This window comes from Acinetobacter sp. A47 (assembly GCF_000805455.1).
Classification (GTDB): domain Bacteria; phylum Pseudomonadota; class Gammaproteobacteria; order Pseudomonadales; family Moraxellaceae; genus Acinetobacter.
The window spans coordinates 37,548-60,479 of sequence record NZ_JSUS01000009.1 but is presented as its reverse complement, the minus strand read 5'-3'; the positions used below and the strand labels follow the sequence as shown (position 1 = coordinate 60,479).

Below are 22,932 nucleotides of genomic sequence, written 5' to 3'. Positions count from 1 at the left end.
AGCCATAATACTTAAAGGATAGAATGAAATGACAGTACATAGCCGCAAGAAAGCCGTTTTTAACTGGAGCGGGGGCAAAGACTCTGCTTTGGCGTTGTATACCGTGCTACAACAAAACGAGTTTGAGGTGATTGCGCTGTTAACCACGGTGAACGAAGAGACTGAACTGTCTTCGATGCATGCGATTCCTTATACACTATTAAAAAAGCAGGCTGAAAGTATCGGCATTCCGCTCTATCCGGTATTTTTACCCAAAAATTTACCTGTGTATGAGCAACGTATGCTCGATGCAGCAAACCATTTTAAGGCACAAGGGGTTGCGCATTTTATTTTTGGTGATATTTACCTGAGCGATGTACGGCAATATCGGGAAGAGCGTTTGCACCCTTTAGGCATTGAGGTGGTGGAGCCGATCTGGAATCTGGACTCGCTTGAAGTGATGCAGCAATTTCTGGATTCAGGAATCAAAACCAAAATCATTGTGACCGATGCCAGTAAACTTGATGAGTCTTTTATCGGACAAGACATTGATGCCGCTTTGCTTGAACGTATGCCAGCGGAGGTGGATGTCTGTGGTGAAAATGGTGAATATCACAGCTTTGCTTATGCAGGTGCCTTATTCAAACATCCTGTCAAGTTTGAAATTGCTGAAACGCGTCAGATGTCGTATGAGTTCAAGCTGGACAATGGCGAAGAAAAAACCTATCACTACTGGCAAGCCATTTTTGCAGAATAGGGCCAAGGTCTGGTATATGGCACAGGACTGTTAAAATTTATTAACTTATTTCTTTATTTTTAATGGATCAAAACGGTTTGAACAAAATTATGGCGCTTATGCACAATCGATCGCTCGATTGAGCTTTATCCCAATAGAACCACACCGTACCCAGCAGGTCTGAGCGCAGCTTAGGGTTGTACAAAAATGAAAAAAAGCTTGCCTCGCTTTAACCGTGAAGGCATGGAGATTGTAGATGGAACGACGACTTTCACTTTTAGCCAAGGAACGCACGATTGCCCACGCCGGCTATAACCGTTGGCTATTGCCACCTGCCGCACTGGCAATTCATCTCAGTATTGGTATGGCCTATGGCTTTTCCGTATTTTGGTTACCCTTGTCCAAAGCCCTCGGCATTGATGCACCACTTGAATGTAAAGATATCGGTTTGCTTGAACAACTGTTCACCACGACCTGTGACTGGAGTGTGTCTACCCTAAGCATCATGTACACCTTGTTTTTTGTATTCCTGGGTTCATCTGCCTTTTTATTTGGTGGTTGGCTTGAGCATGCCGGGCCACGAAAGGCGGGTGTGGTTGCGGCATTTTGCTGGGCAGGTGGTTTGATCCTGGCTGCGCTAGGTGTATATACGCATCAGTTATGGCTGTTGTGGCTAGGAGGGGGCGTCGGAGGCATCGGGCTGGGGCTGGGTTATATTTCGCCTGTATCGACCCTGATCAAGTGGTTTCCGGATCGTCGAGGTCTTGCCACAGGTCTTGCGATTATGGGCTTTGGTGGTGGTGCCATGATTGGTGCACCCTTTGCAGATCAGTTGATGAAGTTCTTCGCGACCGATGTTTCGGTCGGTGTCTGGCAAACCTTTCTGGTGTTAGCCGCCGTTTATTTTGTTTTTATGATGGGAGGTGCGTTTGGTTACCGGATTCCGCCTTCAAACTGGAAACCGAGTGGCTGGCAGCCCGCAGCAACCCAAGCGAATGCGCTGGTCACCAGTCGTCATGTGCATTTGAACAAGGCATGGAAAACCAGACAGTTTTGGCTGATCTGGGGCGTGTTATGCTTAAATGTTTCGGCAGGTATTGGCATTTTGGCAATGGCGTCTCCGTTGTTGCAGGAAGTGTTTGGGGGACGTCTGATCGGTTTGGAGATCGGCATCAATGAACTAAACACAGAACAAAAAATGCAGATTGCGACCTTTGCCGCAGGTTTTACCGGTTTACTGTCGTTGTTTAATATTGGTGGGCGGTTCTTCTGGGCATCTGCATCGGATTTTATTGGCCGTAAAAATACCTATTTCATTTTTCTGGCCTTGGGTTTCTTATTATACGTTTCGATTCCACAACTGGCGCATGCCGAAAACCTGCCTTTATTCGTTTTAGCTTTCTGCATCATTCTGTCCATGTATGGCGGGGGATTTGCCACGGTACCTGCTTATCTGGCCGATATTTTTGGTACCCAAATGGTCGGGGCGATTCATGGACGGTTACTGACTGCATGGTCGGTGGCGGGGGTATTGGGTACCTTGCTGATTACCAATATCCGAGATTATCAACTGGCACATGGCGTGGCTCAAGCACAGTCTTATGACACCACCATGTATATTCTGGCGGCTATGCTGGCGCTTGGATTTGTCCTTAATTTAATGGTCAAGCCGGTTGATGAAGATCAATACATGACCGAGGCTGAATTGGCTGCCGAGAAGGCCTTGGCTCATGAGAAATTACCGCAAGATTCCAGTCTGAATCATGAGGAAGTGCATGCACCTTCCAGGACAATTACTGTGGTACTGGCCTGGCTGGTAGTTGGTCTGCCTTTGCTGGCCGGCATTTGCTTTACCTTACAAAAGGCGATCGTTTTATTTCATTAATCTGAAAATCCTGGTCATAAAAAATGCCTCGAATGATGAGGCATTTTTTATTGTGTTCGATATGTCTGTTGCGGCTTGAGAATATGCGACTAGAACAGCTTATTCGATGATGGCTGTACCATAAGCAAACACTTCAACCATACCACCTTGCATTCCCAGTTCTGTGGTACTGAGGCGAACCCCCATAATCTGTTTGGCGCCCATGGCATGCGCTTCCTGCTTCAGTCGCAGGATCGCTTCACGGCGTGCACGCTCAACCACACTTTCATAACTGACCAGACGTCCTCCAAAGAAGTTGCGAATGGATGCCAGGACATATTTAAAATAATCGTGAGAGATCACCACATTACTGCTGATCATTTGCCCGGGTGCTGTGGGGTGTACAAAGCGGTTGGTATCAATCCGGATATGGGCAAACTGTTGTTCTTTCTGATCCAGTTCACGCAAGTGTTTTTGCTCGATATGGCGACCAAAGCCCCAACCCACAGTAAACAGGATCAGGAACAGCACAACCTGAAAAATTAATCCTTCCATACAATGGCCTATGCGCCGAATGGGTCAGGGAGTTTAGGTGCAACAGGTTGCACCACCACTGCTGTACCATAAACAAACAGTTCAGATGCGCCCTGGGCAATATTTGAAGTCGAGAAACGAATCCCGACAATGGCATTGGCACCTAAAGCCTTTGCTTTATCAATCATGCGCTGGGTCGCTTCCTGACGGGATTCTTCAAGTAATTCGGTATAGCCTGTCAGTTCACCACCAACAATATTCTTTAAGCCTGCCATCAGGTCACGCCCGACGTGCTTGCTGCGGACGGTGCTGCCATAAACCACATCAAGCTGACGTAAAATTTCATGGCCAGGTACAGATTCTAAACTGCTCAGTAACATCGTCTTCTTCTAAATCATCAATTTTCAGACTTTGAAGATAAGAAATATTTGCAGGCGTTGCAATAAAAAAAAGCTCACCGGAGTGAGCTTTTTGTCTGCAAAATCAAATTATTTTGCGTAGTGCTGTTGCGAGCTTGATGGCTGATGCGTAATCGTCTCACTGGTTGTGGCTTTTACACCACCACCCAGGGTCTTATAAAGCTCGACCTGATTGTTCAGGTCAGCCTGCTGTAATAACAGCAAGCCTTGTTCCGCCGAGTAAGCAGAACGCTGAGCATCCAACACGGTCAGGTAACTATCAATACCTGCACGGAAGCGGGCATTGGAGAGTTTATAGGTGGTGTTGGTGGCATCGACCAGACGGCGTTGCGCAGTTAAACGGTCACCAATGTTGGCACGTGTTGCCAGAGCATCATTGACTTCACGGAAAGCAGACTGGACTGACTTTTCATAGTTAGCCAAGGCAATTTTCTGATCGGTTTCAGAGATTTTGATGTTGGCTTTACGTGTACCCCAGTCAAAGATCGGGATATTCAGGCTTGGGCCAATTGACCATAATCCATTGGCTGACTTGAATAAATCACTCAGGTCAGTCGATGCATAACCCGCAGAACCGGTCAGGCTGATGGTTGGGAACAGTTGTGCTTTAGCCGCACCAATATTCGCACCTGCAGCACTTAACTGGTATTCAGAGGCCTTGACATCCGGACGGTTGTTCAACAAATCACTTGGCAAGCCAGCGCTTAATACACCCTGTCTGGTGATACGTGTAACCTGTTGTTGTGGCAACAGGTTCTGAGGAACCTGCTGGCCCACCAGCAAGTTCAACAGGTTTTGAGCCTGAGCAATCTGGGTTTTGTAGTTGGCCACATCATTACGTGCAGTTTCTACTGAAATCTGTGCCTGACGCACAGGAATTTCACTATCAATACCCACATCAAAACGTTTCTTGTTCAGGTTGAACGAGTCTAGTTGCGCTTTTAACGTCTGGTCTGCAAGCTTAAGTTGGGCACTTGCAAACGAGTAATTCAACCAGGCCTGGGTAACCTGACCAATCAGGCTGATTTGGGTGGCATCACGTGAACTTTGCGTCGCCAAATAGCTATCCAGCGCTGCATCTTTCAGGCTACGGACACGGCCCCAGAAATCCAGCTCATAAGAGGTCAGTCCCAAACCTACCTGATAGGTTGAATAAGGATTGCCCGGATCACGGCTAGGGGTGACCTGACGAACCGCACTACCACTTGCACCAATGGTTGGCAACTGGTTGTTTTCCGAGATCTGGTATTGCTGCTGAGCTTTCTGGATGTTCAGGGTCGCAGTACGTAAATCACGGTTGTTGGCAAGCGCCATATCAATCACTTGCAATAAGCGCTGGTCTGCAAAGAAATCTTTGTAGCCTTGTTCAGCGATTGATTTTCCAGAAGCATTGCCATAAGACGCGTAGCTTTCAGGGATATCTGAGCTGACCACAGGCTCTGGCCCGCGCATGCTTTGGCAGGCAGCCAAAGACAGCGCGAGTGCAGAAATTGCAATGCTACGACCGGAAATAGACCATACAGTTTGCATCACGATCAATGCTCCTGAGTATTTAAAGTTTTAGGTTTGTACTTAAAGATACTACGAATCCACACGAAGAATACAGGGATGAAGAAGATACCTAAAAGTGTTGAAGAAATTACGCCACCCAGTACACCATAACCGACCGAGTGCTGGCTACCTGCACCTGCACCGCTTGCAAGCGCCAATGGCAATACACCGAAACCGAAAGCCAGTGTGGTCATGACGATTGGACGTAAACGCATTTTCGCTGCATGCAAGGTTGCTTCAAACAGGTCTTCACCTTGTTCTTGCAATTCTTTGGCAAATTCGACGATCAAGATCGCATTCTTCGCAGAGAGACCGATTACCGCAACAATCGCTACCTGGAAGTAAATGTTAAAGGACAGGTTCGGATCACCTTTAATGATCATGCCTAACCAGGTCAATGTAAATGCACCGACAATACCTAAAGGTACCACCAGCAAGACAGACATTGGAACTGACCAGCTTTCATAAAGTGCAGCAAGGCACAGGAAGACGATCAATAATGAAAGAACCAGTAATGGTGCGGTCTGGCTACCAGAATCACGTTCTTCCAATGATAGACCGGTCCATTCGTAGTCGAAACCATTTAAGCCCATAGACGGCAACTTGCCAATAATTTCTTCCATGGCCAGCATTGCATCACCCGAACTGACGCCCGGTGCAGGAGTACCTTGGATATTGACAGAGGATACGCCGTTATAACGCTCAAGGCGAGGGGAACCATACGTCCATTCACCCTTGGCAAAAGCAGAGAACGGAACCATTTCACCCTTGTTATTACGTACATACCATTTGTTCAGGTCTTCAGGCATCATGCGTGTATCGGCTTCGCCCTGTACATAAACCTTTTTCACACGACCACGGTCAACGAAGTCATTGATATATGAACCACCCCAAGCCATGCTCATGGTGCTGTTAATATCGGCAATGCTGACACCCATGGCACCGGCTTGTGCCTGATCAATGGTGATCTGGTACTGTGGTGTATCTTCCTGACCATTCGGGCGTACACCGGCAAGACGTTTGTCTTGTGATGCCATGCCTAATACCGCATTACGTGCAGCAATCAGTTTTTCATGACCTTGACCGCTTGCATCTTTCAACTGGATATCAAAACCAGAAGCGACACCCAGTTCAGGCATTGCCGGTAACTGTAATGGCATGATGTAAGAGGCATCTTTGACAATCATGTTCAATGCCATACCACGTTGAATAATGGCACCGATCTGCGATTCAGGTGTGGTACGTTCGCTCCAGTCTTTAAGCTTGATAAAGGCAAGACCGGCGTTTTGACCTACCCCTGTGAAAGAGAAGCCGGCAACAGTAAAGATTGAGTCGACGTTTTCTTTTTCCTTGTTCAGGAAGTAGCCTGTCATGGTGTCAATGACTTTATCTGTACGCTCCAGACTTGCACTCGGTGGCAACTGGACTAAGGTCATGACCACACCCTGATCTTCTTCTGGCAAGAATGAAGATGGCAACATCTTGTAGATGCCGACCAAGGCTGCAATTACCGCAATATAAAGCACGCCGGAGAATAACTTGTGGTGCGTCATGCGATTGACACCACCCTGGTATTTCACCGCAACCTTTTCAAAGCTACGGTTAAACCAGCGGAAGAAACGCGCAAAGATATTGTTGCTTTCTTGCTTGTTTGGATCATGTTGCTTTAACAGGGTCGCACACAGGGCAGGGGTAAAGGTCAAGGCCACGACCAAAGACAGGATCATTGCTGTGACCAGCGTAATCGAGAACTGGCGGTAAATTACCCCGGTGGTTCCGCTAAAGAACGCCATCGGTACGAATACTGCTGTTAACACACTGGTAATACCGACCAGCGCACCGGAAATCTGACTCATTGACTTTTCAGTCGCAGGTACAGGTTCCAGGTGTTCTTCCTGCATGACCCGTTCAACGTTCTCGACCACCACGATGGCATCATCGACCAGAAGACCAATGGCCAGTACCATGGCAAACATGGTCAAGGTGTTGATTGAGAAACCGAAGATGTTAATGACGGCAAATGTACCCAGTACAACCACAGGCACAGCCAGGGTTGGAATAATCGTCGCACGCCAGTTCTGCAAGAACAGGAACATGACGATGAAGACCAGGAAAATTGCCTCGATCAAGGTATGAACTACACTTTCAATCGATAAACGGATAAACGGAGTAGTGTCATAAGCCAGTTTATCTTTCAAACCCGCCGGATAGTTATGACGTAACTCGGATAGACGTTTTTCAACAGCAGCTGCGGTATCGAGCGCGTTGGCACCTGTTGCAAGCTTGATCGCAACACCACCGGCAGGATTACCGTTGAATTTTGAATCGAATTGATAATTGTCTGAACCCAGTTCGACACGTGCAACATCACCCAAACGTACCTGCGCGCCATCTGCCGAGTTTTTCAGGAAGATGTTTTTAAACTGCTCAGGAGTCTGCAACATGCTTTGTGCATTCACTGTCGCATTGAGTACCTGACCTGCTGTCGATGGGGCACCACCGAGCTGACCGACTGCAACTTGCGAGTTCTGGGCACGGATTGCTGTTGCCACATCATTTGGCGTCAGCTTGAAGCTGGTCAGCTTGGCCGGGTCCAGCCAGATGCGCATTGCATAAGAGCCACCAAACACCTGTAACTCACCCACACCTGCAACACGGCTGAGCGGTTCAGAAATGTTTGAGTTGACATAGTCTTTAATATCAGATGCAGACAGGCTGTTATCTGGAGAATAAAACGCAATAACTTGCAGGAAGCTGGCACCCGACTTGGTGACTTTAACACCTTGACGTTGTACATCAGTCGGTAACAGCGCCGTTGCAGATTGCAGTTTGTTTTGAACCTGAACCTGAGCGATATCAGGATCGATCCCCTGTTCAAAGTTCAAATTGATGGATGCTTGACCATTACCCGCACTGTTCGATGAAATATAACGTAAACCATCCAGACCATTCATTTGTTGTTCAATGATCTGGGTGACTGTATTTTCAACGGTTTGAGCAGAAGCCCCAGGATAAGTCGCAGAAATCGTGACCGTGGGGGGAGCAATCGTTGGATATTGCGCAACTGGCATTTTAGTTAGCGTGATAATCCCCGCCAACATAATGACCAGTGCAATCACCCAGGCAAAAATTGGGCGATGGATAAAAAATTGAGCCATGCAATCTACCCCTTAAGCTTCTGACGTTGCTTTTTGTTCAGCTTGTGGTGCGTTGGCTTGCTTTTGTTGCTCTGCTGCTTTTGGCGCTGCATTTTGACCTTCAGCTGCTTTTGGCTGATAAGGCTTTACAGACACTTGCTGTCCTTCTTTGACCTTAGCCACACCATCGACAACAACCTTATCACCAGCCTGTAAGCCATTCGTGACAATCCAGTCCTGACCTTTGACACCCACTGTTGTAATTGGACGGGTTTCAACCGTACCTTTGGCATTAACAACCAGGGCAATGGCCTGTCCTGTTGGTAAGCGTGATACCGCTGCTTGTGGAATCAGGTAAGCATTTGGCAAGATCCCTTGCGAAATCTTGGCGGTTGCATACATGCCCGGTAACAGTAAATGGTTCGGGTTTGAGAACACCGCACGCAAGGTTACCGTACCCGTATCCGGATTGACACTTGCATCAGAGAATGCCAGCTGGCCTTCAATCGGATATTCAGAGCCGTCTTCCAGGGTAATCTTGACACGGGTATTGTTACTGTTGTTCAAGCTGCCTTTGCTCAGTTGCTGGCGAAGACGCAGTAACTCGGCGCTAGACTGATTGATATCCACATAGATTGGGTCAAGCTGTTGAATCGTTACCAAAGGATCTGCCTGATTGGCGGTAACCAGCGCACCCGGCGTTACTGAAGAACGGCTAGACTGACCCGAAATCGGGGCACGAACAGTCGAGTAACCCAGGGTAATCTCGGCATTTTTCAATGCAGCCTGAGACGCAGCGACATCTGCTTCAGCCAGCTTGACCTGTGCATTGATATCGTCATATTCCTGTTTGGAAACCGCATTGGTTCCAACCAGTTGACGGTAACGGCCTTCTTTTACACGTAAAGCATTCAGGTTTGCTTGCTGACGCAATAAAGCTGCGCGTGCATTGTCTGCTGTTGCACGGTTGGTATTTGCATCGATCTGATAAAGCGCCTGACCCGCCTGAACGTAGCTACCTTCTGCAAATAATCGTTTTAAAATCACGCCGCCTGTTTGCGGACGAACTTCTGATACCTGATAGGCAGAGGTCCGGCCCGACAGCTCGACGTTTTGTTCAACGCTTTGTGGTTGAGCAACAATGACACCAACTTCTGGAGGCGGCATTTTTTGAGCAGCAGCAGCTTGCTGTGCATCTTTAGGATCTTTGCTACAACCAACAAGCGCAATGCTTGTTGCTAATGCGCAAGCAGTGAGGGCAGGTGCCCAAAGCTTAGCCGACATCATTATTCCACCTCAATTTAGATTTTTTATCTAAAAACAAATTGTTGCTGAAAGTGCTTTGATACAGCCCAAACCAAAGCAACGCAGTCCAAATCAACCCAATTCCCCAACCGGCAAGAACGTCAGTCGGGTAGTGAACCCCTGCATAAACTCTAGATATCCCCATGAAAATAAACCATAAAGTAGATACTAAAATGACACTGGTGCGAAATTTATGTTGTTGGCATAACAACATGGTCAAACTCGCAAGGGTTGCAGCATAAAGGCTATGGGCACTTGGGAAGGATGCGCCATAGCTTTGAACCAAGTGATAAAACTCCATTGGTCTTGGCCGATCAATGCCCCATTTCAGAAGCCAACCAATGACAATGCTGCCGCTCACACTTAAACAGATAAATGTCACATTCTTATAATTTTTAATCCAAGTTTGGTAAAGACACAAAAATGCAGTTAAAAATAATAAAAAGGGCATGCCACCGAGTCGGGAGAGCAGGATTGTTATATGGTTAAGCGTAAATGAACGGTGCTCAAAAAAAGCTTGAACACTTAAAAGGTCTAAAGTTGATGCGCTGGAAAGCATTAGTCCAATCGCACCGAATCCTAAAAAAAAGCAACCAATACAAAGCAATAGGTACGGCATGCGCTACTCATTATTTGCTTAACCATTATTCAGGGTTGTTGAGTGTTTGAAAGTGTACTCGTGAGTACACTTTTGGTCAAGTCTTGAAATTTTATGATAATTTCATTTTGACGTTTTTTTAAGGTTCAGTAAAAAAACATAACAAAATTTGATGTATATCTCATTTTTTGCTTGAAATACTTATTTGGTGTCTGATGCTATTTTATACATTCTGAAGCGGGCAGAAACAATCCATAATGGAAAAATCCTGACAGAACAGCATGAACAAATAAACCTATAAAACGGCAACCTTTTTCGACCCAACTTAAGTTTAACTAAAAAATCCGTACCAGCACTGTCGTGTATAGCGGTGGAGAATATCAGTTGTAAAATAAGGCAGTGCATTTGGCAGCATGGCAAGAACTCATCAACAAAAGCAGAGATACCTGATGTGATCTGCAAGTATCTCCTGAAAAAAGGACGATACCACGGCTGAGAAGTTTTCTACCGGAACAGTAGATTCTGGGAATACCAACCCACATGAACTATTTTTGGTTGATGGATTATATCCAAAAATAGTTCAAATGTTAGACTTGTACTTCTTAGCTTTTTCTGTACAACGCTAGTGGGATGGAGGGGTGGTTTTGCTTTGTTCCTCTACTTCAACAGGCTGTTTGGGTGGCCAGAAAAAGTCACTTGGACGGGTCAGGAAATGGGTAGTCACCAGTTTTGCCAAAGGCTTCCACTGGGCAAAGCGGACACGGCGTGCCCGTAAGGCCACAATAATGGTCAGGGTAAAGCTGACAAACAGGTTGGTTAAGCCAATGAGCAGCACCCCAAGGAATGAAACCAGTATCAGCCCGATATCCGGACTGCCAATGGTCATCAAGCCCTGAATAAAGTTGGCAGAAGCAAAGGCAATATGACGGATATCTAGCGGTAAACCGAGGATAAACCCGATGGTTCCCATACTGCCAAGCATGATCCCGAACAGGAAGTTACCTGCCAGCGCGCCTAAGTTGGTCTCGATATAACTGGCAAACTTGTCCAGACGCTTTTGTCCCATCCAGCGTTTCAGGCGCCGGTGTTGTCTTAAGCGCGGGCCAACTTTGCGGTAAACTGCCAAGTTATCAAAATAGCCGGCAATGAGTCCCGAGAAAAACAGGCATACCCCGGCAATTGCCGCATGGGGAACAGCCAGTGATGTAAACGGATTAAGACTATGTAACACTGCAGCTGACTTGGCATGATTCAATAATGGCTCGCCTAGATTGTATTGCCACAAATAGGTAATCAGGGCCGCGGTTGGAATCGCAATCGAGATATTGCCCAGAATCGCAATAAACTGGGTGCGGATAATATTGATAATCAGGGCTGCCAGCTCTGCAATTTGTGCGGTCTTGCTGCCTTTTTGCTGCTGTACGGTTGACGCCAGTGCAGCCGCGGTCATGGCTGGCTGTTTGGTGGCAACGGTAAAGTGCAACACGTGAATCAGCATAAAACCGAGAGCATAGTTCATGCTATATAAAAAGGCATGGCCAAAAGGTGCCAGAACCAAACGTGCCGTTAAAATCTTCAGTGTTGCCATGGTGGCAATAATTGCACCAGCTCCCGCAGCTGCCTTGTACATGCCAAAGAAGCCTGCCTTGTCGGTACTGACATAATGTTCGCCGGTTCTACTGGCATTCTCGGTAACCTGTAGCGCAATCAGTTCACTGGTTGAGGTTAATAAATGCCGGACACTTTTCTCGTTATAATGCGCCTTGGTAAGGTCGGTAACCAATTCACCGAGTGAGGTATAGCGTGCCTCGGTCTGGCTGGCCAGCAGTGTGAGCAACAGTTCAATCCGGTCAATTGCCTGTTCCAGCAAAGACAATAAGTAGGTCAGGCTGATACTGACCCCGATTCGCTTGGTGGCACGGCGAATTTTTAGCACCGCTTCACGACACTGGTCCAGCATGACAAATGCTTGTGAGGCATCTGGTGGAGGCAGCACCACCACTGCATCGCGATCATCAATCTGTTTCTTATATTTCTCGATGAAATCGACAATTTCCCGGTTTTGTACCAGAAACGGCGATTCGTATTCAGTAATATCCGGTTGTGCATTAATAAATTCCGGATACAGGCCAATGCCGCTGATGCGATAGGACAAAACCGTAATGGCCTTGACCAGTTCATTTTTTGAAATCTGTTTTTCTAGCGTGTTGCTTTGGCTTTCGCCCAGCAGGTTAAATAAGGTAATCCAGTCCTGATTGTCGATCAGATCCAGCCATTCGCTATCATTTTCCTGATGAAATACCTTGCCAACTAACGTTCTGAGCTGCTGTCCATCTTCAACCAGAGGAAGGAAATGTGCGCCAAGGCGTTGGCCTAACTGGTTCCAGAAACCATCTAATGAAAGAATGCCGCTATCGGCATACAGGCTAATCTGTTTGTACTGGCTAATCAGCTTGAGTAGAAAGTTTTGTAGCAAAATGGCTGAGGTCGGGGTGAGCAAGAGGATCTTGATCAGTGCCTGAATACGCTGTTTGACTTCATCCGCATCATTGGGGTTATTGGGGCGGATACGATTGACCAGTTCAATCAACACCTGTTCATCAAGAACAGCCTGAGTCTGGTCAAGCTGTTCCTGCATGTTTAAAAAAAGATCAGATAAAGTTAAATGCATAAGCAGTCAGAAAATTATTGGAGTCGATGTAAAGCCATGAGGGTCAAATTGATCAGTGCCTGACGATATTCATTATCCGGGAGTGCTTTTAATGCTTCTAAAGCGGCATCCGTTTCTTGTTGTGCACGTTTTTGACAATATTCCAGGCCACCTGAGTGATGTACAATCTCGATCACTTTGTCTAGTTGCTCGATCCCACCTGTTGCAATACTGCGACGGATAATCGCATGATCGTCGCCAGTAGAATGGGCTAATGCTGAAATTAACGGTAAAGTCGGCTTACCTTCCATTAAATCATCACCGATATTTTTACCTAATGTTTCTGCGTCAGAGGTGTAATCCAGAATATCGTCAATCATTTGAAAGGCATTGCCAAAATGCCCGGCAAAACGGCGTAAGGGTTCACGATATTCTTCAGTTCCCGCCAGAATCGCTGCACCTTCAGTGGCCAGCTCGAACAGGCGTGATGTTTTGCCGTGAATAATTCTTAGGTAGGTTTCTTCTGTGGTATCCGGCTGATGCTGGGATTGCAGCTGTAGCACTTCGCCTTCAGCGATTTCACAGGTGCCTGTTGAAAAGTCTTTGAGGAGCGTCATGTTATTCAGGTCGACCAGCAGGTCAAAGGCACGTGCAATCAGGAAGTCTCCAACCAAAACTGCAGTCTGGTTGTTCCAGGTGGCATTTGCGGTTGGTCGGCCACGGCGCAAGCTTGATTCATCAACCACATCATCGTGAACCAGCGTCGCGGTATGCAGCATTTCGATCACCGCCGCCAGATGCTGTGCCTGCTGCATGTTGGTCAAACCGCAGGCGCGTGCTGCAAGCAGACACATGATTGGGCGCATGCGCTTGCCGCCAGCCTCCACCACATGCTTGCTGACAGACATGACCAGGCCCACCTTGGAGCTGATTCCTTCATTGATGAGGTGATCCATCGCAGCAAAATCTGTCGCAACAGGGGAGAGAATGTCTTGCTTAAAATCGATAACCATATGAAGGAAAACCTCGTATAGGTGGGTAATGTTGCCAAGTGTAGCAATTAATCTATGACTAAACTGTTATACAGACGGTGTAATCTGCCATTTAAAACACGATCATGAACTCTTTGGTCTTAAATTAGGCAGAAAAATGGGTGTTCCCACCAAAGCGCAATCACTTTACCCGTAGCGCTGTAAAAACACAGTTTGTTATTGTCAAAATTTGTTTTTTTAAATGTATTTCAAATTTTGCTGCGAATCAATCCAAAAAGTCGGCCTTCAATCTAATTGATTTTACTTGAAAATCCAAGCAAGTTATCAATATGAAGGCATTTATGCAAAATCACTTGTTGTTTGGACCATTTTCACTTAAAATTTGTCCCCTTGTATAACCCCAGTGGCGTTCGTTTTAAGATCGGTATATCCCTTTACCGGCACGACGACACGGGCAAGTTGGAGTACATTATGTACGCAGTAATCCAAAGCGGTGGTAAACAGCACCGTGTTGTTGAGGGTGAAACCCTTAAAGTAGAATTATTGAAAGCTGAAACTGGCGCGACTATTACGTTTGATGACGTATTAATGGTTGTTAACGGTGACAACATTCAAATCGGTGCTCCAGTTGTAGCTGGCGCAAAAGTAACTGCAGAAGTAGTTGGCCATGGTCGTCACGACAAAATCCGCATCATCAAAATGCGTCGTCGTAAACACTACCGTAAGCAACAAGGTCACCGTCAATGGTTTACCGAGTTGAAAATTACTGGTATCGCAGGCTAACACGAGGAGTAAATAGACATGGCAACTAAAAAAGCCGGTGGATCGACGAAGAACGGTCGTGATTCAAATCCTAAGATGTTGGGTGTTAAAGTTTACGGTGGTCAAACTGTAACTGCTGGTAACATCATCGTTCGTCAACGTGGTACAGAGTTCCACGCTGGTGCAAACGTTGGTATGGGTCGTGACCATACTTTGTTTGCTACTGCTGACGGCGTAGTAAAATTTGAAGTGAAAGGTCAGTTTGGCCGTCGCTATGTAACTGTTGAAGCTTAAGCTTTTACGGTTCGGAAAAACCCGCTTTGAGCGGGTTTTTTTATGCGTGTTTCGGGCTTGAGCCTGAAATTGATTGCGCTGCTCGCTGTGCAGAGAATAGCCATGTAAGGAGAGGGAGAGTGATCCTTGCAATCTCTACATAAAGGCGGTAACTTCATACATAATATAGAACTTTGCGACACGAACTACACAAAACCCGTGCTTTTCTTCATTTTTTTAATGATCAAAAACAGTAAGATGTCGGCATAACAGTAGAAATCTGATAGAAGGTTGTTTTTATGAATTTCGTAAAAAAAATGGCTTATGCTGCAACATTAAGTGCAATGACACTTGCTCCTGTTGTGAGTAGTCAGGTATTCGCTGCACCTGTCGCTGCATCGGCTCAGCAAGCAACAAACAGTCTGGTACAGCAGTTGTCGGGCTTGCAACGATTCACCGCAGATTTTGAACAGACCACCAAAGTGGCAACCGGTAATAGTAATAAAGTCGCACAGAAAAAGGGGTTAACAGCCCAGCATATGAACCAGACCTTTAAAGGCACAATGAAAGTTGAACGTCCGGGGAAATTTTACTGGGAAACCACCAGTCCGGCCAAACAAACCATTGTAACGACCGGTAAGGTCGTCTGGATCTACGATCCTGATTTGCAACAGGCAGTACGCCAAAGCCTGGATGACCAGATTGCCAATACGCCGGCATTATTGCTGTCAGGCAATACCAACCAGATCATGCAGTCATATCGGGTAACCCAGCCTGACCGTAGCAAACTGTACTATACCTTGTATCCGAAACAGCAAGATGGGGCTTTCCAGAGCCTAACCATTAGTTTCGGTGGCAATAAGGCACCTAACTTGATGGTCTTGCAGGACTCTCTGGGTCAAACCACTTATGTCCGTTTTAGTAATATCAAGGTCAATCAGCCAATTCCGGCATCGGTATTTAATTTTACCCCGCCTAAAGGAACAGATATTATTGATCAGTAACAATCAAGCATTGGAAAGGCCGCAGTTGATGCGGCCTTTTTTTCATGCGTTAGGGGCAAGATACATTTTTTAATGTCATCTAGGGGCAAGGCTTTGTATAGTGAAGAAAAACATCAGAGAATTGGCTGACGATGAAGACCACACAATTATCAAAAATGATTCCCCTTATTCCTGTTTTGGCTGTTGTTGCACTAGTCGGTTGCCAGCCTAAACAGGAGCGACCGGCAGCCGTGAATGATGCCAAGACAGATATTCCCCTGATTCATGCAAAAGTCGTGGCGGTCAAGCTTCCCAAACAAAAGGTGTGCCTGGAAGATGGCTGTACCCGTTATGACTTGCAGACAGTTGAAACCAACCAGAAATGGATTGATGAATATTTTGTTAACCGGATGAAAAAAGCTGAGCCGAATGCCTTTACTAATCTGCCAGAGCAGCCTGTAAAAGCTCCTGCGGATGGAAGTGTGCAGAACGAGAGCAGCACTTATGTCCGTTTTATCGGCCAGAACTATAATCTGGCAACATTTGCGATTCAGAGCTATTCCTATTCTACAGGTGCGGCACATGGCATGTCACATCAGGAATTTGTCAATTTTGACCTGAGTAATCAAAAGCATATTACCGTGAGTGAGCTGCTTAAGCCCGACATGAATAGCAAACTTCGGGATGAACTGTATGCGGCTAACCAGAACTGGCTTGAAGCACATAATATCAAGAAAGACCAGTTACAGGTCAGTGATAACTATTACTATGGCGTGAACGGGATTGTTTTTGTTTATCCATTGTATGAGCTGGCATCTTATGCAGAGGGAATGAGTGAACTGACCTTGCCTTATTATGCGGCGAAGGAGTTTATCAAGGCTGAATACTTGCCGAGCTTGCCCAAAGATCCGGACTAGTTTGCACGCAGCATCTGCAATTATATCTGGATGCTGCGCAAGCGCTGTATTTTTTTAGGTTAAAGCCTTACACTATAGCCAGTTTTTTCTCTATTCATGATTGATTATGATCGACCCAAAATTACTCAGAAATAATATTGAAGCAGTCAATGCTGCTTTGGCAAAGCGTGGTATTCAGCTGGATGTGCAGGAATGGGCAGATTTGGAAGTGCGTCGTAAAGAGTTGCAATCCAAAGCTGAAAACTTGCAGGCAGAGCGTAATGCTGGTGCTAAACAAGTCGGTCAAATCAAAAAATCGGGTGGAGATGCTTCCGAAATCATGGCGCGTATGGCGGCCATTGGTGACGAGATCAAAGCTGCTGAAGTGGCGTTATCTGAGTTACAGGCCGAGCTTGAGCAAAAGTCGCTGGCCATTCCAAACTTGCCAGATGAGTCTGTTCCCTTTGGTAAAGATGAAAGTGATAACCTTGAAATCCTGAAGTGGGGTACCCCGCGCCAGTTTGATTTTGAAATCAAAGACCATACCGATCTGGGCGAATGGATGGGGGGGCTGGAGTTTGAAACGGCAACCAAACTGACCGGTTCTCGTTTCAGCGTCCTGAAAGGGCCTCTGGCGCGTTTGCAACGTGCCTTGACCCAGTTCATGCTCGATACTCATACCCTTAAAAATGGTTATACCGAAGCTTATGTACCGTATTTGGTCAATGCAGACAGCTTGCGTGGTACAGGTCAGTTACCAAAGTTTGAAGAAGACCTGTTCAAGCTACAAGGCGAAAAAGAATATTACCTGATTCCAACCGCTGAAGTGCCAGTGACCAACTTCGTGCGTGACGAAATTATTGATGCCGATCGTTTGCCGCTGAAATATGCTGCGCATACGCCATGTTTCCGTAGTGAAGCGGGTTCTTATGGTCGTGATACCCGTGGCTTGATCCGTCAGCACCAGTTTGACAAGGTCGAAATGGTACAGATCGTCAAACCGGAGCACTCGATGCAGGCACTTGAAGAGTTGACTGCACATGCCGAAGGTATCTTGCAGGCACTCGGTCTGCCATACCGCAAGGTTTTACTTTGTGGGGGAGATATGGGCTTTGGTGCGGTCAAGACCTATGACCTTGAAGTCTGGGTACCAAGCCAGAACACCTATCGTGAAATTTCAAGCTGCTCAAATGTGGGTGACTTTCAGGCACGCCGCATGAAAGCACGTTACCGTGCCGACCAGAAGAAGATCGAACTGGTGCATACCTTGAATGGTTCAGGTCTGGCGGTTGGCCGTACCTTGCTTGCGGTAATGGAAAATTATCAGCGTGCTGACGGTTCAATCGAGATTCCGGAAGTATTACGTCCATATATGGGCGGTGCTAGCTACATCGACTAAACCTTGCCTCGAATGTGTGCATGGTTTTTGCTTGAGCTCAATCAGATTGAAAATATAGAGGCATGACGTGGAAATCTTCCCAATCTCTTTAAAGTTGCAGCAGCAACGTTGTCTGATTGTGGGTGGTGGGCATATTGCCTGCCGCAAAGCAAATTTACTGGTCAAGGCAGGTGCAGTTGTCGATGTGATTGCACCTGTGATTATTCCCGAGTTAAGCCTGCTGGTTGAGCAATCAGGTGGGCAATATATTGCATCTCCTTTTTCTGAAACTGTTCTGGCCACGCCTTATCGTCTGGTGATTGCAGCGACAGATCAACCTGATGTCAATAAGGCCGTGTTTGAGCAGTGTGAACAGCGTAATCTGCTGGTGAATAGTGTCGATGATATTCCCCATTGCCGGTTTATGGTGCCTGCAATTATTGACCGTTCGCCCTTGGTGATTTCGGTGGCTTCCAATGGCGCATCGCCCGTATTGTCCAGACAGTTACGCACCCAGATCGAAACCCTGGTGCCACATGGCATGGGCAAACTGGCTGAATTTTCGGGGCAATGGCGCAAGCGGGTCAAAGCCAAAATTGCCAATCCGGACGAGCGCCGTATCTTCTGGGAAAATCTGTACGCCAGTCCACTGAAAGAACAGGTCTTCAATGACAATCTTGCTGTAGCCAATGACCTGATACAACAGGTCTTAACTGAATGGACGGCACCGAAAGGCGAGGTTTATCTGGTTGGAGCCGGGCCGGGTGATCCTGAGCTTTTGACTTTAAAAGCACTGCGATTAATGCAACAGGCTGATGTGGTGATATATGACCGTCTGGTTTCTGCGCCGATTCTGGATTTGTGTCGCCGTGATGCTGAAAAGATTTATGTTGGTAAAGCCAGATCCAATCATTCGGTGCCCCAAGATGGCATCAATGCCTTGCTGGTAGAATATGCGCAACAGGGTAAACGTGTTTGCCGCTTAAAAGGGGGTGATCCCTTTATCTTTGGTCGTGGTGGAGAAGAGATTCAGGAACTGGTTGAGGCCAATGTGACCTTTCAGGTCGTACCGGGCATTACCGCAGCTTCTGGCTGTTCAGCCTATGCGGGTATTCCGCTGACACATCGTGATTATGCACAAAGTGTACGTTTCCTGACAGGGCATCTAAAAGAAGGTTCGCCTGAGCTGCCTTGGAATGAACTGGTCTATGAAAACCAGACACTTGTGTTGTATATGGGGCTGGTTGGTCTGGAACGTATTTGCGAGCAACTGATTGCACATGGCCAACGTCCAGATATGCCTGTGGCTTTAATCTCGAAAGGTACCACACCTGAGCAAAAAGTGGTTATCGGTAGCTTGGCAGACATCGCAAGCAAAGTATCTGATAATCAGATCGTCGCGCCAACTTTAACCATTATTGGTGAAGTGGTCCGTTTACGTGAACAGTTAAAATGGCAATAAAATCCCTCCTTGCGGAGCTATAACCGCTCCTCACCTCTTTAGAAAAGGGAGGAGTTCACTTCTTTTACAAAGAGGTTAGGAGGGATTATGAAAAGTAGAGAAAATTTGTGATTCATGTCGTTCTATACGAGCCTGAGATTCCAGCGAATACAGGTAATATCATTCGTCTGTGTGCCAATACCGGTGCACAGCTGCATTTGGTCAAACCTTTAGGTTTTGAGCTGGATGATAAAAAGCTGAAACGTGCCGGACTGGATTACCATGAATGGGCAAGAATGCAAATCTGGGACAATATCGAATTGTGCCTTGCCGATTTAAAAGCCAAAGGGGTTGAGCACGTTTTTCCACTCACCACCAAGGGCAGTGCAACGCCGCATACGGTAGACCTGAACCGTCCTGTTGCGTTATTGATGGGGCCTGAAACGCGTGGCCTTCCTGAACAGGTACGTCTCATGTTCCCGCAGGAGCAGTGGATTCGTTTGCCGATGGCAGAAAACTCAAGAAGCCTGAATCTTTCTAATGCAACGGCCGTGATTGTCTATGAAGCGTGGCGACAACAAGGCTTTAAACCGCTCTAATCTATTCAGGGCTGGGTAGGGATTTGCCTTTGAGGTAATTGCAGCACCATATTGCTCTATGTAGGGGAGAAGCATCCCCTTCACCTCGATGGCTTATTCAGATTGCTGTTCCTGTATCGCATCAAAACGCTGTTGTGCGCAGATCACCTGTTCGATATTGCTTTCTGCCCAGTCCTTGAGCTGATAGGCCATTTCTGCAACTTCCAGTCCAAGCGGGGTAAGTGAATAATCCACCCGAATCGGCGCCGAGTTTTGTACCTGACGCTCGATAAAACCATCGCGCTCCAGCATTTTTAGTTTCTGCGACAAGACCTTGGGCGAGATGCCCTGAATGCTTTTTTTCAACAAATTGAAATGCTGGGTTTCTCGTGCAAGCCCATTGATAATCAGCAGTACCCATTTGTCTGCAATTTTTTCAAAAAATAAACGGGCTGGGCAATGTTGTTGATAAACATCATATTTTAATGCCTGATTCATAGCCAGAATCCTCAAATTCCCAATTCAACATGCCTAGTTACCAATTGGTAACTAATTGACACCTAGTTTCTAAAATATATCATTAAATCGAACTTTTGAACAATTCTGGATGATCCCATGACAAAAATTGCGGTTGTTTATTTCTCCGGCTATGGCCATACCAAAGTGGTAGCTGAAACCTTTGCGGGTGCGATTGATGCGAGCTTGATTGAAATTGACCAGAATGGTGAAATTACCGAACAGGACTGGCACACCCTGAATGACGCACAAGGCATTGTATTTGGTGCACCAACCTATATGGCCGCAACGCCTTGGCAGTTTAAGAAATTTGCCGATGCATCTTCCAAGGTGTGGTTTAACCGTGGCTGGCAAGACAAGGTGTTTGCAGGTTTCACCAACAGTGCAAGCCTGAACGGAGATAAGCAGGTGACCTTGATTCATTTACAGACCTTGGCTTCGCAGCATGGGGGAATCTGGGTAAGTCTGGGGTTGTTGCCAGCCAACAGCAAAGCTGCCAAGCGTGAAGATATCAATAATCTGGGTGGTTCTGTAGGGCTGCTGGTTCAATCCCCTTCAGATGCCAGTACTGACGAGATTCCCACAGGCGATCTGGAAACAGCGAAGCTTTATGCAAAACGGGTCAAGGCGGTTGTTGAAAAATTACATGGCTGATACCAAGCATAAAAAAGGCGCATCAAGCGCCTTTTTTATTGATCTGGTCCTAGTACCGGTCATCAAATTCATTATGCTGTGGAGCATTGTATTTGAAGCCCTTAGTCTTGTAGGCAAGATAACCGACACCGATGACTGCCCAGGCCAAACCGATCTGTAAGGCCAGTTTGTCAATTTCCAGCCACATCATGAACACGCTGGCAAAGCCGAGAGTTGGAATGATGATATAGCTGATAATGTCTTTTGCAGTCTTGTTCTTGCCGTCTCGCAGGGCATAGCGGGAGATAACCGAAAAGTTCACAAAGCTGAATGCGGTTAATGCCCCAAAGCTGATCAGGTTGACGATATGTTCAAGATCAAGGAAACCTGCCGATAACGCCACAACACCTACAATCAGGATGTTATAGGTCGGGGTGTGCAGACGCGGGCTAATATGACCAAATAATTTCTTGTTGATCACCCCGTCACGGCCCATGACATACATGAGACGAGATACACCGGCATGTGCTGAAATGCCTGATGCCATCACGGCCACGACTGCAAAATAGAGAACCATGGTCTTGAATGCCAGGCTACCGATTGCTGCAACCATGACTGGCTGCGATTCATCCAGTGGGTTGAAGTAATGATTCGGATTACTTGGAAAGTACAGCTGAATGAAATAGGTGCTGACGATAAAAATGATACCGGCAAGCAAGGCTGTGGTAAAAATTGCACGTGGCAGGGTTTTCTGTGCATCTTTGGTTTCTTCGGCAAGTGAAGAAAGTGCATCAAAGCCGGTAAACGAGAAACATAGAACGGTTGCACCGGCAATTAAGGCGCCGACAGAGGTCATTTCATTCCAGAACGGTGCAAGTGACCACAATTCAGCCTTGTCCGGATTGAGGGTGCCATCTGCATAAACCCCTTGTGTCAGCAGAATATAGACCTGATACACAAAGTAGAAAATCACACCTAACTGGATGACCACGATGGTACTGTTAAAACGTGCCACAAAACGTGCACCAAACAGGTTGATGACAGTCATGAGGACCGTTAGGCCGATCACCCAGATCCAGTTGTTTACTTCCGGGAACAATGCTCGCAAATAAATATCGGCAAGAATGATATTGACCAGAGGCGAGAGCAGATAATCTAGCCATGAAGACCAACCCACCATAAAACCAACATTAGGGTGAATCGACTTTTGGGCATAGGTATATGCAGAGCCAGAAGACGGATAACGACGAATCATGTGACCATAACTGATTGACGTTAAAAGAATTGCGACTAAGGCAAATATGTACGAAGTTGGTACATGACCACCACTTCTTTCAGATACCAAACCAAATGTATCAAATAAAGTTAATGGTTGAATATAAGCCAAGCCAATAATAATAATGTGCCAAAGCACAAGATTTTTTTGAAGCTTCGCTGTTGGTTGAGTCCCAGTTAAATTTGTCAACGGCGTTATCCTCATAATCGTTGATCAAAGATCAGCCATAGTGTTAAGGATCGTTTGAGACAAAAACGATCCCCCGTACAAAAAACGAAAGTGCGCCAATCTATCCTAAAACGCTATAAATTGGCAGTACTTTTACATTTTTTTTAGCAACTTTTTTGCCAAAAAGGTAAATAAATAGATGAATATAGATTCACGTCATAATAAAAAGCCCCGATAACGTCATGGTATCGAGGCCTGTATCT

The 22,932-nt window shown here is 46.4% G+C and carries 20 protein-coding genes; 10 read left to right on the top strand and 10 right to left on the bottom strand.

The genetic code is table 11. The features are described 5' to 3' along the window. Positions 1–28 precede the first annotated feature (28 nt). Complete coding sequence (locus OC23_RS03160) at positions 29–736, top strand: ATP-binding domain-containing protein (RefSeq protein ID WP_038342752.1); 708 nt, start codon at positions 29–31, stop codon at positions 734–736. Positions 737–971: 235 nt separating this feature from the next. Next, entirely contained in the window at positions 972–2,600 is a 1,629-nt protein-coding gene (locus tag OC23_RS03155; protein WP_038342751.1) for an OFA family MFS transporter, read from the top strand. A gap of 99 nt (positions 2,601–2,699) precedes the next feature. On the opposite strand, the gene OC23_RS03150 is transcribed toward OC23_RS03155, so the two are convergent. The 8 genes from OC23_RS03150 to sdsA all read right to left on the bottom strand — a co-directional run bounded on the left by OC23_RS03150 (position 2,700) and on the right by sdsA (position 13,786). Further along, positions 2,700–3,134 carry a YbjQ family protein gene (locus OC23_RS03150; protein WP_038342750.1) on the bottom strand — a complete coding sequence of 145 codons (435 nt, stop codon included), beginning with the start codon at positions 3,132–3,134 and terminating at the stop codon, positions 2,700–2,702. Positions 3,135–3,142: 8 nt separating this feature from the next. Then, complete coding sequence (locus OC23_RS03145; protein WP_005227055.1) at positions 3,143–3,493, bottom strand: YbjQ family protein; 351 nt, start codon at positions 3,491–3,493, stop codon at positions 3,143–3,145. A 108-nt stretch (positions 3,494–3,601) separates the two neighbouring features. Beyond that, positions 3,602–5,062, bottom strand: coding sequence for a multidrug efflux RND transporter AdeIJK outer membrane channel subunit AdeK (gene adeK, locus OC23_RS03140; protein WP_038342748.1), 1,461 nt, complete (start codon positions 5,060–5,062; stop codon positions 3,602–3,604). 5 nt (positions 5,063–5,067) lie between these two features. Continuing rightward, a complete protein-coding gene (adeJ, locus tag OC23_RS03135) occupies positions 5,068–8,241 on the bottom strand; it encodes a multidrug efflux RND transporter permease subunit AdeJ (protein WP_038342746.1) in 3,174 nt (1,057 codons plus the stop codon). A 12-nt stretch (positions 8,242–8,253) separates the two neighbouring features. Beyond that, entirely contained in the window at positions 8,254–9,507 is a 1,254-nt protein-coding gene (locus OC23_RS03130; protein WP_038342744.1) for an efflux RND transporter periplasmic adaptor subunit, read from the bottom strand. Continuing rightward, positions 9,494–10,144, bottom strand: coding sequence for a phosphatase PAP2 family protein (locus OC23_RS03125; RefSeq protein WP_038342741.1), 651 nt, complete (start codon positions 10,142–10,144; stop codon positions 9,494–9,496). The genes OC23_RS03130 and OC23_RS03125 overlap by 14 nt, the downstream gene beginning before the upstream one ends. 601 nt (positions 10,145–10,745) lie before the next feature. Next, complete coding sequence (locus OC23_RS03120; RefSeq protein ID WP_038342740.1) at positions 10,746–12,794, bottom strand: site-specific recombinase; 2,049 nt, start codon at positions 12,792–12,794, stop codon at positions 10,746–10,748. Between the two features lie 14 nt (positions 12,795–12,808). Beyond that, positions 12,809–13,786, bottom strand: coding sequence for an All-trans-nonaprenyl-diphosphate synthase (gene sdsA, locus OC23_RS03115; RefSeq protein ID WP_038342739.1), 978 nt, complete (start codon positions 13,784–13,786; stop codon positions 12,809–12,811). A gap of 450 nt (positions 13,787–14,236) precedes the next feature. Between sdsA and rplU the strand changes: the two genes are divergently transcribed. The 7 genes from rplU (at position 14,237) to OC23_RS03080 (ending at position 20,097) form a co-directional block, all read left to right on the top strand. Further along, positions 14,237–14,548: a 50S ribosomal protein L21 gene (gene rplU / locus OC23_RS03110; RefSeq protein ID WP_004652230.1), complete on the top strand. Its 312-nt coding sequence runs from the start codon at positions 14,237–14,239 to the stop codon at positions 14,546–14,548. An 18-nt stretch (positions 14,549–14,566) separates the two neighbouring features. Further along, positions 14,567–14,821, top strand: a complete 255-nt coding sequence (rpmA, locus tag OC23_RS03105) for a 50S ribosomal protein L27 (RefSeq protein WP_004640422.1) — start codon at positions 14,567–14,569, stop codon at positions 14,819–14,821. A 278-nt stretch (positions 14,822–15,099) separates the two neighbouring features. After that, positions 15,100–15,804: an outer membrane lipoprotein chaperone LolA gene (gene lolA, locus OC23_RS03100; RefSeq protein WP_038342738.1), complete on the top strand. Its 705-nt coding sequence runs from the start codon at positions 15,100–15,102 to the stop codon at positions 15,802–15,804. Positions 15,805–15,929: 125 nt separating this feature from the next. Beyond that, positions 15,930–16,700, top strand: a complete 771-nt coding sequence (locus OC23_RS03095; RefSeq protein ID WP_171194743.1) for an RsiV family protein — start codon at positions 15,930–15,932, stop codon at positions 16,698–16,700. 106 nt (positions 16,701–16,806) lie between these two features. Continuing rightward, a complete protein-coding gene (gene serS / locus OC23_RS03090) occupies positions 16,807–18,078 on the top strand; it encodes a serine--tRNA ligase (RefSeq protein WP_038342735.1) in 1,272 nt (423 codons plus the stop codon). Between the two features lie 67 nt (positions 18,079–18,145). Further along, on the top strand, positions 18,146–19,519 hold the full coding sequence (gene cysG, locus OC23_RS03085) for a siroheme synthase CysG (RefSeq protein WP_038342734.1): 1,374 nt from the start codon (positions 18,146–18,148) through the stop codon (positions 19,517–19,519). A gap of 107 nt (positions 19,520–19,626) precedes the next feature. Continuing rightward, complete coding sequence (locus tag OC23_RS03080) at positions 19,627–20,097, top strand: tRNA (cytidine(34)-2'-O)-methyltransferase (protein ID WP_038342733.1); 471 nt, start codon at positions 19,627–19,629, stop codon at positions 20,095–20,097. Positions 20,098–20,190: 93 nt separating this feature from the next. Here OC23_RS03080 and OC23_RS03075 read toward each other — a convergent pair whose 3' ends face one another. Then, complete coding sequence (locus tag OC23_RS03075; protein WP_038342732.1) at positions 20,191–20,574, bottom strand: winged helix-turn-helix transcriptional regulator; 384 nt, start codon at positions 20,572–20,574, stop codon at positions 20,191–20,193. Positions 20,575–20,691: 117 nt separating this feature from the next. Between OC23_RS03075 and OC23_RS03070 the strand changes: the two genes are divergently transcribed. Further along, positions 20,692–21,246, top strand: coding sequence for a flavodoxin family protein (locus tag OC23_RS03070; RefSeq protein ID WP_038342730.1), 555 nt, complete (start codon positions 20,692–20,694; stop codon positions 21,244–21,246). 49 nt (positions 21,247–21,295) lie between these two features. Here the strand turns inward: OC23_RS03070 and OC23_RS03065 are convergent, their stop codons facing one another. Next, positions 21,296–22,690, bottom strand: a complete 1,395-nt coding sequence (locus OC23_RS03065) for an APC family permease (protein WP_152607794.1) — start codon at positions 22,688–22,690, stop codon at positions 21,296–21,298. Positions 22,691–22,932: the final 242 nt, after the last annotated feature.

Coding starts and splice junctions, on each gene's coding strand:
- OC23_RS03160 (WP_038342752.1), top strand. CDS start 29: ATGACAGTACATAGCCGCAAGAAAGCCGTTTTTAACTGGAGCGGGGGC.
- OC23_RS03155 (WP_038342751.1), top strand. CDS start 972: ATGGAACGACGACTTTCACTTTTAGCCAAGGAACGCACGATTGCCCAC.
- OC23_RS03150 (WP_038342750.1), bottom strand. CDS start 3,134: ATGGAAGGATTAATTTTTCAGGTTGTGCTGTTCCTGATCCTGTTTACT.
- OC23_RS03145 (WP_005227055.1), bottom strand. CDS start 3,493: ATGTTACTGAGCAGTTTAGAATCTGTACCTGGCCATGAAATTTTACGT.
- adeK (WP_038342748.1), bottom strand. CDS start 5,062: ATGCAAACTGTATGGTCTATTTCCGGTCGTAGCATTGCAATTTCTGCA.
- adeJ (WP_038342746.1), bottom strand. CDS start 8,241: ATGGCTCAATTTTTTATCCATCGCCCAATTTTTGCCTGGGTGATTGCA.
- OC23_RS03130 (WP_038342744.1), bottom strand. CDS start 9,507: ATGATGTCGGCTAAGCTTTGGGCACCTGCCCTCACTGCTTGCGCATTA.
- OC23_RS03125 (WP_038342741.1), bottom strand. CDS start 10,144: ATGCCGTACCTATTGCTTTGTATTGGTTGCTTTTTTTTAGGATTCGGT.
- OC23_RS03120 (WP_038342740.1), bottom strand. CDS start 12,794: ATGCATTTAACTTTATCTGATCTTTTTTTAAACATGCAGGAACAGCTT.
- sdsA (WP_038342739.1), bottom strand. CDS start 13,786: ATGGTTATCGATTTTAAGCAAGACATTCTCTCCCCTGTTGCGACAGAT.
- rplU (WP_004652230.1), top strand. CDS start 14,237: ATGTACGCAGTAATCCAAAGCGGTGGTAAACAGCACCGTGTTGTTGAG.
- rpmA (WP_004640422.1), top strand. CDS start 14,567: ATGGCAACTAAAAAAGCCGGTGGATCGACGAAGAACGGTCGTGATTCA.
- lolA (WP_038342738.1), top strand. CDS start 15,100: ATGAATTTCGTAAAAAAAATGGCTTATGCTGCAACATTAAGTGCAATG.
- serS (WP_038342735.1), top strand. CDS start 16,807: ATGATCGACCCAAAATTACTCAGAAATAATATTGAAGCAGTCAATGCT.
- OC23_RS03075 (WP_038342732.1), bottom strand. CDS start 20,574: ATGAATCAGGCATTAAAATATGATGTTTATCAACAACATTGCCCAGCC.
- OC23_RS03070 (WP_038342730.1), top strand. CDS start 20,692: ATGACAAAAATTGCGGTTGTTTATTTCTCCGGCTATGGCCATACCAAA.